The 13,267-nt window shown below is 73.4% G+C and carries 15 protein-coding genes; 7 read left to right on the forward strand and 8 right to left on the reverse strand.

Annotation, left to right across the window (positions count from 1 at the left end):
• The first annotated feature begins 97 nt into the window (after positions 1-97).
• Positions 98-763 (forward strand): DUF4232 domain-containing protein, encoded by a 666-nt coding sequence (locus B9W62_RS03085; RefSeq protein WP_087804943.1) that lies wholly within the window; start codon positions 98-100, stop codon positions 761-763.
• A gap of 45 nt (positions 764-808) precedes the next feature.
• On the opposite strand, the gene B9W62_RS03090 is transcribed toward B9W62_RS03085, so the two are convergent.
• The 4 genes from B9W62_RS03090 to B9W62_RS03105 all read right to left on the reverse strand — a co-directional run bounded on the left by B9W62_RS03090 (position 809) and on the right by B9W62_RS03105 (position 4,014).
• Positions 809-1,777, reverse strand: coding sequence for an aldo/keto reductase (locus B9W62_RS03090; protein ID WP_087804944.1), 969 nt, complete (start codon positions 1,775-1,777; stop codon positions 809-811).
• A gap of 77 nt (positions 1,778-1,854) precedes the next feature.
• Positions 1,855-2,445, reverse strand: a complete 591-nt coding sequence (locus tag B9W62_RS03095) for a flavoprotein (RefSeq protein ID WP_087804946.1) — start codon at positions 2,443-2,445, stop codon at positions 1,855-1,857.
• A gap of 59 nt (positions 2,446-2,504) precedes the next feature.
• Positions 2,505-2,717: a ferredoxin gene (locus tag B9W62_RS03100; RefSeq protein WP_087804948.1), complete on the reverse strand. Its 213-nt coding sequence runs from the start codon at positions 2,715-2,717 to the stop codon at positions 2,505-2,507.
• A gap of 13 nt (positions 2,718-2,730) precedes the next feature.
• Entirely contained in the window at positions 2,731-4,014 is a 1,284-nt protein-coding gene (locus tag B9W62_RS03105) for a cytochrome P450 (protein ID WP_087804950.1), read from the reverse strand.
• 376 nt (positions 4,015-4,390) lie between these two features.
• Here B9W62_RS03105 and B9W62_RS03110 point away from each other — a divergent pair, with 376 nt between their 5' ends.
• On the forward strand, positions 4,391-4,840 hold the full coding sequence (locus tag B9W62_RS03110; RefSeq protein WP_087811710.1) for a nitroreductase family deazaflavin-dependent oxidoreductase: 450 nt from the start codon (positions 4,391-4,393) through the stop codon (positions 4,838-4,840).
• A gap of 67 nt (positions 4,841-4,907) precedes the next feature.
• On the opposite strand, the gene B9W62_RS03115 is transcribed toward B9W62_RS03110, so the two are convergent.
• Positions 4,908-5,924, reverse strand: a complete 1,017-nt coding sequence (locus B9W62_RS03115) for a cation diffusion facilitator family transporter (protein ID WP_087804952.1) — start codon at positions 5,922-5,924, stop codon at positions 4,908-4,910.
• A gap of 88 nt (positions 5,925-6,012) precedes the next feature.
• Here B9W62_RS03115 and B9W62_RS03120 point away from each other — a divergent pair, with 88 nt between their 5' ends.
• Both B9W62_RS03120 and B9W62_RS03125 read left to right on the forward strand, forming a co-directional pair.
• The gene (locus B9W62_RS03120) at positions 6,013-7,038 is read left to right on the forward strand and encodes a glutathione S-transferase family protein (RefSeq protein ID WP_087804954.1); all 1,026 of its coding nucleotides are present in this window, start codon (positions 6,013-6,015) and stop codon (positions 7,036-7,038) included.
• A gap of 53 nt (positions 7,039-7,091) precedes the next feature.
• Positions 7,092-7,394, forward strand: coding sequence for a DUF4235 domain-containing protein (locus tag B9W62_RS03125; RefSeq protein WP_087811711.1), 303 nt, complete (start codon positions 7,092-7,094; stop codon positions 7,392-7,394).
• Positions 7,395-7,539: 145 nt separating this feature from the next.
• On the opposite strand, the gene B9W62_RS03130 is transcribed toward B9W62_RS03125, so the two are convergent.
• Positions 7,540-7,935, reverse strand: coding sequence for a VOC family protein (locus B9W62_RS03130; RefSeq protein ID WP_087804956.1), 396 nt, complete (start codon positions 7,933-7,935; stop codon positions 7,540-7,542).
• Positions 7,936-8,012: 77 nt separating this feature from the next.
• Positions 8,013-8,477, reverse strand: coding sequence for a pyridoxamine 5'-phosphate oxidase family protein (locus tag B9W62_RS03135; protein ID WP_087804958.1), 465 nt, complete (start codon positions 8,475-8,477; stop codon positions 8,013-8,015).
• 173 nt (positions 8,478-8,650) lie between these two features.
• Here B9W62_RS03135 and B9W62_RS03140 point away from each other — a divergent pair, with 173 nt between their 5' ends.
• Together B9W62_RS03140 and B9W62_RS03145 are read left to right on the forward strand one after the other, a co-directional pair.
• Complete coding sequence (locus B9W62_RS03140; protein ID WP_087804959.1) at positions 8,651-9,592, forward strand: NADP-dependent oxidoreductase; 942 nt, start codon at positions 8,651-8,653, stop codon at positions 9,590-9,592.
• A 178-nt stretch (positions 9,593-9,770) separates the two neighbouring features.
• On the forward strand, positions 9,771-10,130 hold the full coding sequence (locus B9W62_RS03145; protein ID WP_179235321.1) for an anti-sigma factor antagonist: 360 nt from the start codon (positions 9,771-9,773) through the stop codon (positions 10,128-10,130).
• A 60-nt stretch (positions 10,131-10,190) separates the two neighbouring features.
• Here B9W62_RS03145 and B9W62_RS03150 read toward each other — a convergent pair whose 3' ends face one another.
• Complete coding sequence (locus B9W62_RS03150) at positions 10,191-11,144, reverse strand: ribose-phosphate diphosphokinase (protein ID WP_087804963.1); 954 nt, start codon at positions 11,142-11,144, stop codon at positions 10,191-10,193.
• A gap of 211 nt (positions 11,145-11,355) precedes the next feature.
• Here B9W62_RS03150 and otr(A) point away from each other — a divergent pair, with 211 nt between their 5' ends.
• Positions 11,356-13,263: a tetracycline resistance ribosomal protection protein Otr(A) gene (gene otr(A), locus B9W62_RS03155; RefSeq protein WP_087804965.1), complete on the forward strand. Its 1,908-nt coding sequence runs from the start codon at positions 11,356-11,358 to the stop codon at positions 13,261-13,263.
• Positions 13,264-13,267 lie beyond the last annotated feature (4 nt).

Consider the following 13,267-nt stretch of genomic DNA (forward strand, 5'->3'; position numbering starts at 1 on the left):
TTCCCGGGCGGTGCGGCGGGACACTCGGCAGTACAGGGCGTACGGTGCCCATCGCGCGGGACCGTACGCGAGAGCCCGACGGGAGTGTGGAGAAGCGATGGCGAACACGCCCCAGCCGCTGCGCCGGACGGCCCTGCTCGCGAGCGGGGTCGCGCTGCTCGGCCTGCTGACCGCCTGCGGCAACGAGAGCGCCACGTCGAGCGGCACCCCGCAGCCGAGCGAGGCCGCCCGCACGGCCGGCGCGGACCCGGCGAGCGGCACCGCGACGCCCGGCGACACCGGGCCGGCGGTCGGCGCCGCGCCCAGCGACACCGCGGGTTCGGCCTCGGCGTCGGCCCGCACCGACGGCCGCTGCCACACCTCGGAGCTGCGGGCCGCCGTCGGCCGCGTGGACCCGGGGGCCGGTCAGCGCAACTTCCCCGTCGTGCTCACCAACGCCTCCGACCGCACCTGCACGGTGCACGGCTATCCGGGCGCCGCCTTCGTGGACGCGTCCGGCAGGCAGCTGGGCCCCGACCCCGAGCGCGCGCCGGGTTCTCCCGAGACGGTCACGCTGACGCCGGGCAAGAGCGCGTGGGCCGGGCTGTCGTTCTCCAGCCCGCAGATCAGCGGCGCCCGCACGGCCGTCCCGGCGACGCTCCTCGTCACCCCGCCGGACGAGCGGGAGCCCCTCGAGGTGAAGTGGACGGCCGGCGAGGTCCCGGTCGGCGGCAACGCGTCGTCGGTGTCCGTCACCGCCCTGGAGGCGGGCACCGGTCCCTGAGGCGCCGGTCCCTGAGGCACCGGCGCCCGACCGTGCCCGTGCCGCTCAGTGACCGGCGACCGGGTGCGGCGCGTAGGGCCGCTCCAGTTCCTCGGTCTCCTTCTCGCTCAGCGTGAGTTCGACCGCCGCCACGGCGTCCTCCAGGTGACCCGGCTTGGCGGCGCCGACGATCGGCGCGGTCACCGTGTCCTGGTGCAGCAGCCACGCCAGGGCCACCTGCGCGCGCGGGACGCCGCGCTCACCGGCTATGCGGGTGACGGCCTCGACCACGGCGCGGTCGCCCTCCTGGTAGAGGGTGCTGCCGAAGGCGTCGGTGGCGCTGCGCCCGGTGGCGGTGTCCCAGTCGCGGGTGAGGCGGCCGCGGGCGAGCGGGCTCCAGGGCAGCACGCCCACGCCCTGGTCCGCGCAGAGGGGCAGCATCTCGCGCTCCTCCTCGCGGTAGACGAGGTTGTAGTGGTTCTGCATGGACACGAACCTCGTCCAGCCGTGCCGCTCGGCGGTGTACTGCATCTTGGAGAACTGCCAGGCGTACATCGAACTGGCCCCGATGTAGCGGACCTTGCCCGCCTTCACCAGGTCGTGCAGGGCCTCCATCGTCTCCTCGACCGGGGTGTGCGGGTCGAAGCGGTGGATCTGGTAGAGGTCGACGTAGTCGGTGCCCAGGCGCCGCAGGCTGTGGTCGATCTCGGTCATGATCGCCTTGCGGGAGAGTCCGGCGCCGTTCGGCCCGGGGCGCATCCGGCCGTTCACCTTGGTCGCCAGCACGACGTCGTCCCGGCGGGCGAAGTCGGCCAGCGCCTTGCCGACGATCTCCTCGCTGGTGCCGTCGGAGTAGACGTTGGCCGTGTCGAAGAAGGTGATGCCGGCCTCCAGCGCCTGCCGGATCAGCGGTCGCGAGGCCTCCTCGTCGAGGGTCCACTCGTGCGTGCCGCGGTCGGGGACGCCGTAGGTCATGCAGCCCAGGCAGATCCGCGACACGTCCAGGCCCGTCGAACCGAGCTTCACGTACTGCATCGTTGCTGCTCCTGTCTTCGGGATGATCGGTAGCAGGGCGAGCGTACGTCTTCGCGCGGGCTCGAACCTCGTCCGGGTCAGCGCGGTTCCAGCAGGTCCAGGGCTCGTTCCCAGCCGAACTCGGGGCGGCCGCCGTCCTGCGCCGCCTCGCCGGTGTACGGGTCGCCGAAGCGCACGCCCATCCCGCGCAGCCGGGCCAGGCTCTCCCGGTACGCGGGGTGGGAGACCAGTGCGTCGGCCACGCAGGGCAGGACGGCGACCGGCACGCCGAGGCCGCACGCCTCGCACAGGGTGGCCACGGCCAGGGTGTCGGCCAGGCCCGCGGCCCACTTGTTGATCGTGTTGAAGGTGGCGGGCGCGACCACGACGGCGTCGGGCGCCGGGAAGGGCCGCGGATCGCCCGGCGTGCGCCAGGCCGAGCGGACCGGGCGGCCGGTCCGCGCCTCGACGGCGTCCGTGTCGAAGAAGCCGCCCGTGGCGACCGGTGTCGCGATGACCCCGACCTCCCAGCCGCGTCCCCGCGCCGCGTCGATCAGCCCGCCGACGCCGTCGGCCACGCCCGCGGCGCAGACGACGACGTAGAGGAAGGGCCCCGCGGCCCCGTCGCTTCCGTTTCCGTTTCCGCTTCCGCTTCCGCTTCCGCTTCCGCTTCCAGCCTGTTCGCTCACCCCGGAACCCTACTGGCGGCCCTCGGTCCGTGGCGGCGCCGGTCCCGCCCGTGGGCGTCCTAGACGCTCCCGGCGTCCTCCGTGTCCCCGGCGGTGATCGCGCCCACCGGGCAGGCGCGGGCCGCCTCCCGTACCAGCGCGCTGCCGGCGCCGTCCTCGCGGCCGGGCCGCAGCGTGCTGTAGCCGTCGTCGTCCTGGGTGAAGACGCCGGGGGCGACCATGGCGCACTGGCCCGCGCCGATGCAGGTGTCCTTGTCGATGCCGATACGCATGTACCGGACCCTCCTACCAGGTCACGGGGAGTTCCAGCATCCCCTGGATCGTGTCGCCGGGTTTGAAGGGGATCTCCTCGGCCGGGGCGGCCAGGCGGAGCCCGGGCAGCCGGTCGAAGAGGGTCCGCAGGGCGATCTCCAGTTCGGCGCGGGCCAGGTTCTGGCCGAGGCACTGGTGGATGCCGAAGCCGAAGGCGACGTGGTGGCGGGCCGGGCGGTGCCAGTCGAGGGCGTCCGGGTCGGGGTAGACGCTCTCGTCGCGGTTGATGACGGAGGTCGAGAAGACGACCCCGTCGCCGGCCCGGATGGTCTGCCCGTCCACCTCGACGTCCTCGGTGGCCATCCGCAACAGCCCGTCGGCGATCGACAGGACGCGCATCAGCTCCTCCACGGCGCCGGGCAGCAGCGCGGGGTCCGCGCGCAGTTCGGCCAGCCGGCGGGGGTTGGTCAGGAGCGTGTACGTACCCAGCGAGATCATGTTGGCGGTGGTCTCGTGGCCGGCCACCAGCAGGATCACCCCGAACGCGATCAGCTGGTCGCGGTCGACCGCGCCGTCGGCCGACTGCCGCCGGACCAGGTCGTCCAGCAGGCCGTCGCCGGGTGCCTTCCGCTTGCGGTCGACCAACTCGCCCAGGTACGCCTCCAGTCGGTCGCGGGCGTCCATGACGTCGGCGGGCAGCGGGCCCCGCAGCAGCCGACGGGACTGTGCCTCGAAGAAGTCGTGGTCGGCGTAGGGGACCCCGAGCAGTGCGCAGATCACCATCGAGGGCACGGGCAGCGCGAAGGCCGTCACCAGGTCGGCGGGCGGGCCCTGCGCGACCATCGCGTCGAGCCGTTCGTCGACGATCTGCTGGATGCGCGGGCGCAACGCGGCGGCGCGTTTGAGGGTGAACTCCGGGAGCACCATCTTGCGCTGGGCCCGGTGCTCCGGGTCGTCCACTCCGAGCAGGGCGGTCTTGCGAGCGCGTACGGCGGCCAGGCGCGCCGAGGTGGCGGGGAAGCCGTCGCGGGTGCGGTCGGTCGACAGGCGTTGGTCGGCCAGCAGCCGGCGGGCGGCGGTGTGCCCGGTCACCAGCCAGGCCGGGCGGCCGTCGAAGAGGGTGATGCGGGTCAGGGGCCGGGCGGCGCGCAACGCGTCGTATCCGGCGGGCGGCTGGTAGGGACAGGTGCGGTCCTGCGGGAAGGCGACGGGGTGTGCCGGGCCCTCGCCCCGCACCGGGCCGGCGTTCGCCGTGTCGGCGTTCGCCGTCGCCCCGTCCGCCGTGTCGGTGTTCGTCGTCGTGTCGGTGTCCGTCATGGAAGACCTCGCAGACGAAGTGTGCGTCGTGATCTTTATTAGATGCCTCGGGCACCTATGGGGCGACGACAAGTTCGGCCAGATCGGTGGCGGCAGCAGACTGGCCGGGTCTCACCGGTCGGGGACGGCCGGACCGCCCCGTGCCGGTCGGGTCCGCGCCGCGAGTGGCGCGATCGCGATGCCCGGCCGCGCCGGCCGCGCCCGGGAACTGGCCGAGCGGCACGGTGTCGCGACCGGCGCCCGGACCCGCCCCGTCCGGTTGTCCCCGCGACCGAGGGATACGAGGGGCCGGATGCGGTAAGGATGGTCGTGCGCCGGCCGAGGGAGCCTCTCGCTTCGGCCGGTCCGACGACACGACGAGTACGGACGGATGGACATGCCTCTTGACGGCGAGTACGAACCGAGCCCGACGCAGTGGGTGCGTGAACAGGTCGAGCGGTACGAGAGCTCGGGCGGCACCGAAGGCACGACCCTGAGGGACACCGGCCTGCCCGTGATCGTGCTGACCACCCGGGGCGCCCGGAGCGGCAAGCTGCGCAAGACACCGCTGATGCGCGTCGAGCACGAGGGCCGCTACGCCGCGGTCGCCTCCCTCGGCGGCGCCCCCAAGCACCCGGTCTGGTACTTCAACGTGACGGCCGACCCCCGGGTGGAGCTCCAGGACGGGCCGGTGAAGCAGGACATGACGGCCCGTGAGGTCACCGGCGCGGAGAAGGCCGCGTGGTGGGAGCGCGCGGTCGCGGCGTTCCCGCCGTACGCCGACTACCAGGAGAAGACGGACCGGGAGATCCCCGTCTTCGTCCTGGAGCCGTCCGACGCGGGCTGAACCGGGCGCGCCCGGAGTTTCCCGGAGGCGGCGCGCATGGACCGGCTGAGCGCCGGGAACACGTCGTTCAGGCCCCGCCGCGTTCCCCCGTCGCGGCGGGGCTTTCCGCCGCCTGCCGCGCGGGCCGGTCGGTGACGTCGAGGAAGACCTGACGGGCCTCGGGGACGGTGCGTGCGATCGACCTCTTGATGCGCATGGAGACCTCCTCCACCCGTTCGCTGTCCAGGCCGGGCACCAGGTCGACGCGGGCCGCCACCAGGGCCGTGTCGAGGCCGGTCTTCATGGTGAACAGCGCCTCGACACTGTCGATCTCCGGCTGGGCCCGCAGCAGCGACCTGATCCGGCCACTGGCCTCGGGGTCGGCGGCCTCGCCGATCAGCTGGTCGCGGGCCTCGCGGCCCAGCCGGTAGGCCACGTAGACGAGCAGCGCGCCGATGGCGAGCGAGGCGCAGGCCTCCCACACCACCTGCCCGGTGACCATGTGCAGCGCCATGCCGGTCATGGCGAGGCAGACACCGAGCACCGCGGTGCCGTCCTCGGCGACGACCGTGCGCAGCGCCGGGTCCCGCATCCCCTCGGCGAGCCCGCCCTGGCCCCGCACCTGGTGCAGGGCCCGCAGCAGGGAGCCGCCCTCCGCGAGCAGGGCGATGCCGAGCACGATCAGTCCGGCCACGTAGCCGCCGAGTTCCTCGTCGGCACCGGTGCGCAGGGCCTCGACGCCCTGGAAGAAGGAGAAGCAGCCGCCCATGACGAAGATGCCGACGGCCGCGAGCAGCGACCAGAAGAACCGTTCCTTGCCGTAGCCGAAGGGGTGCCGCCGGTCGGCGGGGCGGCGGCTGCGGCGCAGCGCGGCGAGGAGGAAGATCTCGTTCAGGCTGTCGGCGACCGAGTGTGCCGCCTCCGACAGCAGCGCGGGGGAACCCGCGAGGAACCCGCCGACCGCCTTGGCGACGGCGATCACCAGGTTGGCGGCCAGCGCCACGAGTACGGTGACGCGTGTCCTGCGGTCGGCCTTCCGGCCCGTCTTCTCTTCCCCTGTTGTCCCACTCACGAAGCCCCGACTGCCCCGGCCGGCCGGGCTCACACCCCGCCTTGCGGGTGGCCGCCAGTGCCGACGGGCGAAAACGGGGAACGCCTACACAGGGACACCCGCACAGCGGAAGGGCAGGGCCATGAGCGGTGACGACAAGACACCCGGGAACAGCGGCTACGGGAGGAAGGCGTTCAAACGGTCCCGAAGCCACTTCGCCGACCGGATCACGGCGGACGGCCGGGACGGCTGGCCGGTGGAGGCGGGCCGCTACCGGCTGGTGGTGAGCCGCGCCTGTCCGTGGGCCGGCCGCGCCCTGGTCTCACGGCGGCTGCTCGGCCTGGAGGACGCCCTGTCCCTGGCGGTCGCCGACCCGATCCAGGACGACCGCAGCTGGCGCTTCACGCTGGATGCGGACGACCGCGACCCGGTCCTCGGCATCCGCTACCTGAGCGAGGCGTACGACCGGCGGGAGACCGGCTATCCGGGCGGGGTGAGCGTGCCCGCGATCGTGGACGTGCCCAGCGGGGCGCTCGTCACGAACGACTACCAGCAGATCACCCTCGACCTCGCGACCGAGTGGACCGCCCTGCACCGGCCCGGTGCGCCGAACCTGTATCCGCGGGCCCTGCGCGACGAGATGGACGAGGTGATGGCCGGGGTCTACGCGGACGTCAACAACGGCGTGTACCGGGCGGGCTTCGCCACCGGCCAGGAGGAGTACGAGGCCGCCTGCGCGGGTGTGTTCCGGCGCCTTGAGCAGTTGACGCCCCGGCTGGAGCGGCAGCGCTACCTGGTCGGGGACACGATCACGGAGGCGGACATCCGGCTGTTCACCACCCTGGTCCGCTTCGACGCCGTCTACCACGGCCACTTCAAGTGCAACCGCTGGAAGCTGACGGAGAACCCGGTGCTGTGGGCGTACGTCCGCGATCTGTTCCAGACGCCCGGATTCGGGGACACCGTGGACTTCGACCACATCAAGCGGCACTACTACCAGGTGCACACCGGCATCAACCCCACCGGCATCGTGCCCATGGGCCCGGACCTGGCCGGCTGGCTCACCCCCCACCACCGGGAGGAGCTGGGCGGGCGCCCGTTCGGCGAGGGCACCCCGCCGGGGCCGGTCCGGGCCGGCGAGGAGGTACCGGTGCGGGGCAGGCCCTGACCCGTACCGGTACGCACACGACCATGCACCGCACACCAGGCAAGGAGATGACCATGGCGAAGAAGAAGAAGCAGAAACTCCCCCTCGCCTACAAGCCCGTCGGGTTCGCACTCGGCTGGCTGGGCGGCACGCTCGCCGGGATGGCGTTCCAGAAGACCTGGAAGGTCATCCGGCACGAGGACGACGCGCCCGACGCGCTGGACCCGGACCGCGGCTGGGGCGAGATCCTCCTGGCCGCCGCGATCCAGGGCGCCATCTTCGCCGCGGTGCGCAGCGCCGTGGACCGCACGGGCGCCAAGGCCATCGAGCGCTCGACCGGCGCCTGGCCGGTCGCCGGAAAGGGCGGCCGGGACTGACCCCGGCCGGGGCCCGGATCCGGTCGGGTACCAGCGGCCCGGCCAGGGGGTGTCGTTTGGATCAGGCCGGCCGCGGCCGACGGCGCCTTGTGGCCGACCCGTGCGTGCCAGGCCCCGCGACCCCGGCAAGATCCAAACGACACCCCTAGCCCTGTTTGGGTGCGGTCGGGGCGAGGGCGCGGCGGAGGGTGAAGGAGTGCCCGGCCGGGTCGGAGAAGCCGCGCTCCTCGTGCGGACCGGCCGGGTCCTTCGCCTCCACCGGGCGTCCGCCGAGTCCCACGATCGCGCGCTCGGCCTCGTCCAGGTCGGCCACCACGAAGTCCAGGTGGACCTGGAGGGAGTTCTCCGGGCGCGGCCAGCTCGGCGGGGTGGCATTCACGTCCCGCCGGAAGGCCATGCGGAAACCGCGGGGGCCCTCGATCTCGATCCGGTTGGCGCTCACGTCGCTCTCCTCGGCGCCCAGCAGCCCCTTGTAGAACTCGGCGAGCCGCTCGGGTTCGGCGCAGTCGAGCACCACGACGCCCGCGTTGACCAGTGCCATGTCTCCTCCGAAGGATTCCGGGCGTGGGGCGTCGTGCCCCGTGCCCTCTCCCTTGCGGATATCCCGGCCCGGCCGAATCAGTCGGTGGGCAGCCACCGGCCGTCCCGCATGAGGTCGCGTCCCTTCAGTTCGTCGGCCTCGCGCCAGGCCTGGACGCGGCTCGGGGCGACACGGAAGTACAGGTAGGGAGTGGCGAGGCGGCGCGGGTCGAAGCCGGTCTTGGCGGCGAACAGCTCGGCCTCCTGCTCTGGTAGGTCGACCGGCTCCACGGTCTCGACGGTGCCCTCGACCATCACCACGTCGCGGGTGGGTCCGATGCCGATCCGCGCCCGGCCGCTCGCGGCCAGGTTCCGGCCGGTGGGGCTCGCGGCGGGCGTGGCGAACAGCAGGTACGAGCCGTTCCAGTAGAAGGACAGCGGGACGAGGTAGGGCGTGCCGGACGCGCCGTCGGCCGTGGCCACCCAGGCGTCCTCGTCGTGCTCCAGGCGGTGCAGGGTGTCGTGTCTGCGCTGTTCGGCGGAGCGGGCGGCGGGCGGGGTCATCGGCGACCGGCCTCCTGACATGACGTCATGATCGGTGGGTGACGATCGTCCCACGGTGGCTCGGCCCGCCGCCATCGCGTCGGCCCGCGCTGCCGTGCGGCGCCGGGAATGGCACGATCATGTCGGAGGTTGCAGACCGTGCGCCCGTCCCCTTCCCGAGTTGCGAGGTCTCGATGAACACCATGCGCGCCGTCAGCCAGGACGTCCTCGGCGGTCCCGAGGTCCTGAAGGAGATTCGGCCCGAGCGCCCCGAGCCGCGCCCGAACGAGGTGCTGGTACGGGTGCGCGCCGCCGGGGTGAACCCGACCGACTGGAAGCACCGGGCGAACGGCGGCTTCCTCGGGGAGCCGCCCTTCGTCCTGGGCTGGGACGTGTCGGGCGTGGTGGAGTCGGTGGGGATCGGCGTCGCCGCCTTCCAACCCGGCGACGAGGTCTTCGGCATGCTGTCCTACCCCTTCGGCCACGGTTCCCACGCGGAGTACGTCACCGCGCCCGCGCGCGCCTTCACCCACAAGCCGTCGGGGATCGACCACGTCCAGGCGGGCGCGCTGCCCCTGGTCTCGCTGACGGCGTGGCAGGCGCTGGTGGAGCGGGCGGACGTACAGCCGGGGCAGCGGGTGCTGATCCACGCGGCAGCGGGCGGTGTGGGCCATGTGGCGGTGCAGATCGCCAAGGCCCGGGGTGCCCATGTGATCGGTACCGCGAGCGCGGGCAAGCACGAGTTCCTGCGCTCGATCGGGGCGGACGAGACCGTGGACTACCGGGAGACGGACTTCGCCGAGACGGTGAAGGACGTCGACGTGGTGCTGGACACGATCGGCGGCGACACGTCCCTGCGGTCCCTGCGCGTGCTGCGCCCGGGTGGGGTCGTGGTGTCGATCCTGCCGGTCGGTTCGGACGAGTTCTACGAGGAGGCCGATCGGCTGGGCGTGCGGGCGGTGCGGATGCTGGTGGACGCCGACCGGGCCGGCATGGAGGAGATCGCCCGCCTGGTCGAGTCGGGGAAGCTGCGGGCCACGATCGCCGAGACGTTCCCGCTGACCGAGGCGGCGCGGGCGCACGCCGTGGGCGAGACCGGCCGCACCACGGGCAAGCTGGTTCTCGTGGTCGACTGATCGTCCGCCCTCTCCGCCCCCGATCGGCGAGGCCGTCGGCACTGCTCTGAGATTTCGATGACATATGTCAATCGAACATGCTCAAACTCGCTCGATCGGGGTAACTTTCCGAGCGGACTGGGTAGTTGAGCCCCCGGAAGCAGGCCGGAGAGGCCGCAACAGGCTGGAGGCAAGGTTCGTGCGGCAGGAATCCGCGTCGCCCACCCGGCACCTACGCGTGCGCCGCCACCGGGGGCACACGGTGCTGGAGTTCCGGGGCGAGATCGACATCGCCTCGGCGGCGGAGATCGCCCCGCACCTGGACCGGGAGACGGTACGTCCCGGTGCCCGGGTCGTCATCGACCTCGGCGGCATCGAGTTCTTCGACTGCTCCGGGCTGCGGCTGCTGTACCGGGCTCGCAGCCAGGTGCTCGACGGAGGCGGGCAGGTGCACCTGGTCTGCACCCACCCGCTGACCCTGCGCATGCTGCGGATCACCGGCCTGACGCGGCTGCTGCCACCGTCGCCGACCCTGGAGGAGGCCCTGGGGCCTGTCTGACCATTCCCGTCGTCGCCCGCAGGGCGAGGCAGACGGGAATGGTCAGACAGGCCCTCGGCGTCAGCCGGCCGGCCGGGCGTCGAACAGGGCGCTGACCGACTCGCCGTTGTGGATGCGGCGCACCGCCTCGGCGAGCGCCGGCGCGATGGACAGGATCCGCAGCTTGTCCGTGTGGTCGTCCACCGGCACCGGCACCGTGTTGGTGCACACGATCTCCAGCACGTCCGGCTGCTCGCTGAGCCGGCCGAGCGCCCCGGCCGCGAACAGCCCGTGCGTACAGGCGAGGCGGATGGTGCGCGGGCCCGCCTCGCGGAGCCGGTCCAGGAGTTCCAGCACCGTGCTGCCCTTGGCGATCTCGTCGTCCAGCACGATGACGTCCCGTCCCGCGACGTCCCCGATCACCGCGCTGATGCTGACCCGGTCGTCGGCGTACCGCTGCTTCGCCCCGGCCGCCACCTGGGCGCCGAGCATCCGGGCGAACGCCGCGGCCTCCTTGGCGTTGCCCAGGTCCGGCGAGACGACGGTCGCCCGGGAGAGGTCGTACTGGCGGAAGTGGGCGGCGAGCTCCCGCAGCGCGTGCAGGTGGTCGACGGGGACCGAGAAGAAGCCGTGCACCTGCGGCGAGTGCAGGGTCATGGCGAGGACCCGGCTCGCCCCCGCCGCCACCAGCAGGTCGGCGACCAGGCGCCCGCCCAGCGAGATGCGCGGGGCGTCCTTCTTGTCGGAGCGGGCGTAGGAGTAGTGCGGCATGACCACGGTGATGCGGCCGGCCGACGCCCCGCGGGCCGCGTCGCACATCAGGAGCAGCTCGACGAGGTGCTCCTGGACCGGCTTGACCAGCGGCTGGACGAGGAACACGTCCCGCTCGCGGCAGTTGGCCATGAGCTGCACCTCGAGGCAGTCGTTGGCGAACCGGCTGACCCGGGTGGGGCTGAGCGGCACGCCCAGCTGGGCGCAGACCTCCTCGGCCAGGTCGGGGTGGGCGCTACCGCTGAACACGGCGATGTCTCGCACGGACCGCTCCTCGGGTGATCCTGTCCGGCCGGAATCCCCAGCTTACGGAAATCCTGTTGCGCCGCTCCCGGGGCCCCGGGCCATGACGGCGCCGTCCGTCCGCACCCGGGCTCGTCAAGCCTCCTCACGTCAGGAATCCCTCGCATGCGCCGACTCCTCGGAATCCCCCAGCGCCCCTTCCGGCCCACGGTATTCGAGGACTCCTGCACGCATGCGCACCCTGAACATCGGCATCCTGGCCCACGTCGACGCCGGTAAGACCAGCCTCACCGAACGGCTCCTGTTCGACCACGGCGCCATCGACCGGCTCGGCAGCGTCGACGCCGGCGACACCCGTACCGACGACGGCGGCATCGAGCGCCGCCGCGGCATCACCATCCGCTCCGCCGTCGCCGCCTTCACCGTCGGCGGCACGCGGGTCAACCTGATCGACACCCCGGGGCACTCCGACTTCGTCGCGGAGGTCGAGCGCGCCCTGGAAGTGCTCGACGGCGCCGTGCTGCTGCTGTCCGCCGTCGAGGGCGTGCAGGCGCGCACCCGCGTCCTCATGCGCACCCTGCGGCGGCTCCGGCTGCCCACCCTCGTGTTCGTCAACAAGATCGACCGGGCCGGTGCGCGCACCGACGGCCTGCTCGACGACGTCCGGCGCCTGCTGACCCCGCACGTCGCGCCGCTGACCGAGGTGACGGACGCCGGCACCCCGCACGCCCGGGTCGTCCGCCGCCCGCCCGACGGCCGGACGGCTCAGGCGCTCGCCGAGGTCGACCCCGGCGTCCTGGCCGCCCTGGTCGACGGCCCCGAGCCGACCGGGGAGGACGTGGCCGGCGCCCTCGCCGCCCGGACCGCCGACGGCTCGTTCCACCCGCTGTACCACGGCTCCGCGCTCGGCGGCCAGGGCGTCGCGGAGCTGGTCGAGGGCCTGGTCGGCCTGGTACCGGCCGCCGCGCCGGGCACGTCCGGCGGCACGGAACCGCGCGGCACGGTCTTCGCGGTGCGCCCCGGACCCGCCGGTGAGCGCACGGCGTACCTCAGGCTCTACGACGGCGAGGTGCGCCCGCGCCGGCGGCTCACCTTCCTGCGCCGCGAGTCCGACGGGCGGACCACCGAGGTCTGCGGCCGGGTGACCCGCCTCGACGTGGTGGGCGGGGACGCCACGCTCACCGCCGGGAACATCGCCGCGCTCACCGTCCCCGGGGGCCTGCGCGTCGGCGACCGGCTCGGCGAACTGCCCGAGCGAGCACCGCAGTTCGCGCCGCCGACCCTGCAAACGCTGGTCCGTGCGGTGCACCCGGAGCAGGCGGCGCCGCTGCGCCTGGCCCTGCTGGCGCTGGCCGACCAGGATCCGCTGCTGCACGCCCGCCCTGCGGCCTCCGGCGCCACCGCGCTGCTGCTGTACGGCGAGGTCCAGCTGGAGGTGCTCGCGGCGACGCTGGCCGAGGACTTCGGCATCGAGGCGCACTTCGCGCCGGGCCGCGTCCGGTTCCTGGAGCGTCCGGGCGGTACCGGTGAGGCGGCGGAGGAGATGCCGTGGCTCGACCACACCCGCTACTGGGCGACGATCGGGCTGCGCGTCGAGCCGGGTCCGCGCGGCTCGGGCGGGGAGTTCGCCCACGAGACGGAACTCGGCGCGCTGCCCCGGGCCTTCCACCAGGCGATCGAGGAGACCGTGCACGCCACGCTGCTGACCGGGCTCACCGGCGCGGCGGTCACCGACTACCGGGTCACGCTGATCCGCTCCGGCTTCAGCTCGCCGGTCAGTACGGCCGCCGACTTCCGGGGGCTGACGGCGATCGTGCTGCGCCGTGCCCTCGCGCTGGCCGGCACCGTGCTGTACGAGCCGTACCAGGCCTTCGAGGCGGAGGTCCCGGCGGACGCGCTGGCCGCCGTGACGGCCCTGCTGGCCTCGCTGGGCGCGGACTTCACCGGTACGACGGGCGGCGACCCGGCCTGGATCGTCACCGGCGAGCTGCCGGCCCGCCGGGTGCGGGAGGCAGAGCTGAGGCTGCCCGGGCTCACCCGGGGGGAGGCGGTGTGGTCGTCGCGCCCCGCCGCGGACCGTCCGATGGGGCCCGGAAACGGGGTGCCTGGCAAGGGAGTTGGCGGGCATCCGGGTGAGTAGGAAG

The organism is Streptomyces sp. CS113 (genome assembly GCF_002188365.1).
Lineage (GTDB): Bacteria > Actinomycetota > Actinomycetes > Streptomycetales > Streptomycetaceae > Streptomyces > Streptomyces tendae.

Bases quoted from the DNA above. Each gene is read 5' to 3' on its own strand.
- B9W62_RS03085 (WP_087804943.1), top strand. From the start codon at position 98: ATGGCGAACACGCCCCAGCCGCTGCGCCGGACGGCCCTGCTCGCGAGC.
- B9W62_RS03090 (WP_087804944.1), bottom strand. From the start codon at position 1,777: ATGCAGTACGTGAAGCTCGGTTCGACGGGCCTGGACGTGTCGCGGATC.
- B9W62_RS03100 (WP_087804948.1), bottom strand. From the start codon at position 2,717: ATGCGTATCGGCATCGACAAGGACACCTGCATCGGCGCGGGCCAGTGC.
- B9W62_RS03105 (WP_087804950.1), bottom strand. From the start codon at position 4,014: ATGACGGACACCGACACGACGACGAACACCGACACGGCGGACGGGGCG.
- B9W62_RS03110 (WP_087811710.1), top strand. From the start codon at position 4,391: ATGCCTCTTGACGGCGAGTACGAACCGAGCCCGACGCAGTGGGTGCGT.
- B9W62_RS03120 (WP_087804954.1), top strand. From the start codon at position 6,013: ATGAGCGGTGACGACAAGACACCCGGGAACAGCGGCTACGGGAGGAAG.
- B9W62_RS03125 (WP_087811711.1), top strand. From the start codon at position 7,092: ATGGCGAAGAAGAAGAAGCAGAAACTCCCCCTCGCCTACAAGCCCGTC.
- B9W62_RS03130 (WP_087804956.1), bottom strand. From the start codon at position 7,935: ATGGCACTGGTCAACGCGGGCGTCGTGGTGCTCGACTGCGCCGAACCC.
- B9W62_RS03135 (WP_087804958.1), bottom strand. From the start codon at position 8,477: ATGACCCCGCCCGCCGCCCGCTCCGCCGAACAGCGCAGACACGACACC.
- B9W62_RS03140 (WP_087804959.1), top strand. From the start codon at position 8,651: ATGAACACCATGCGCGCCGTCAGCCAGGACGTCCTCGGCGGTCCCGAG.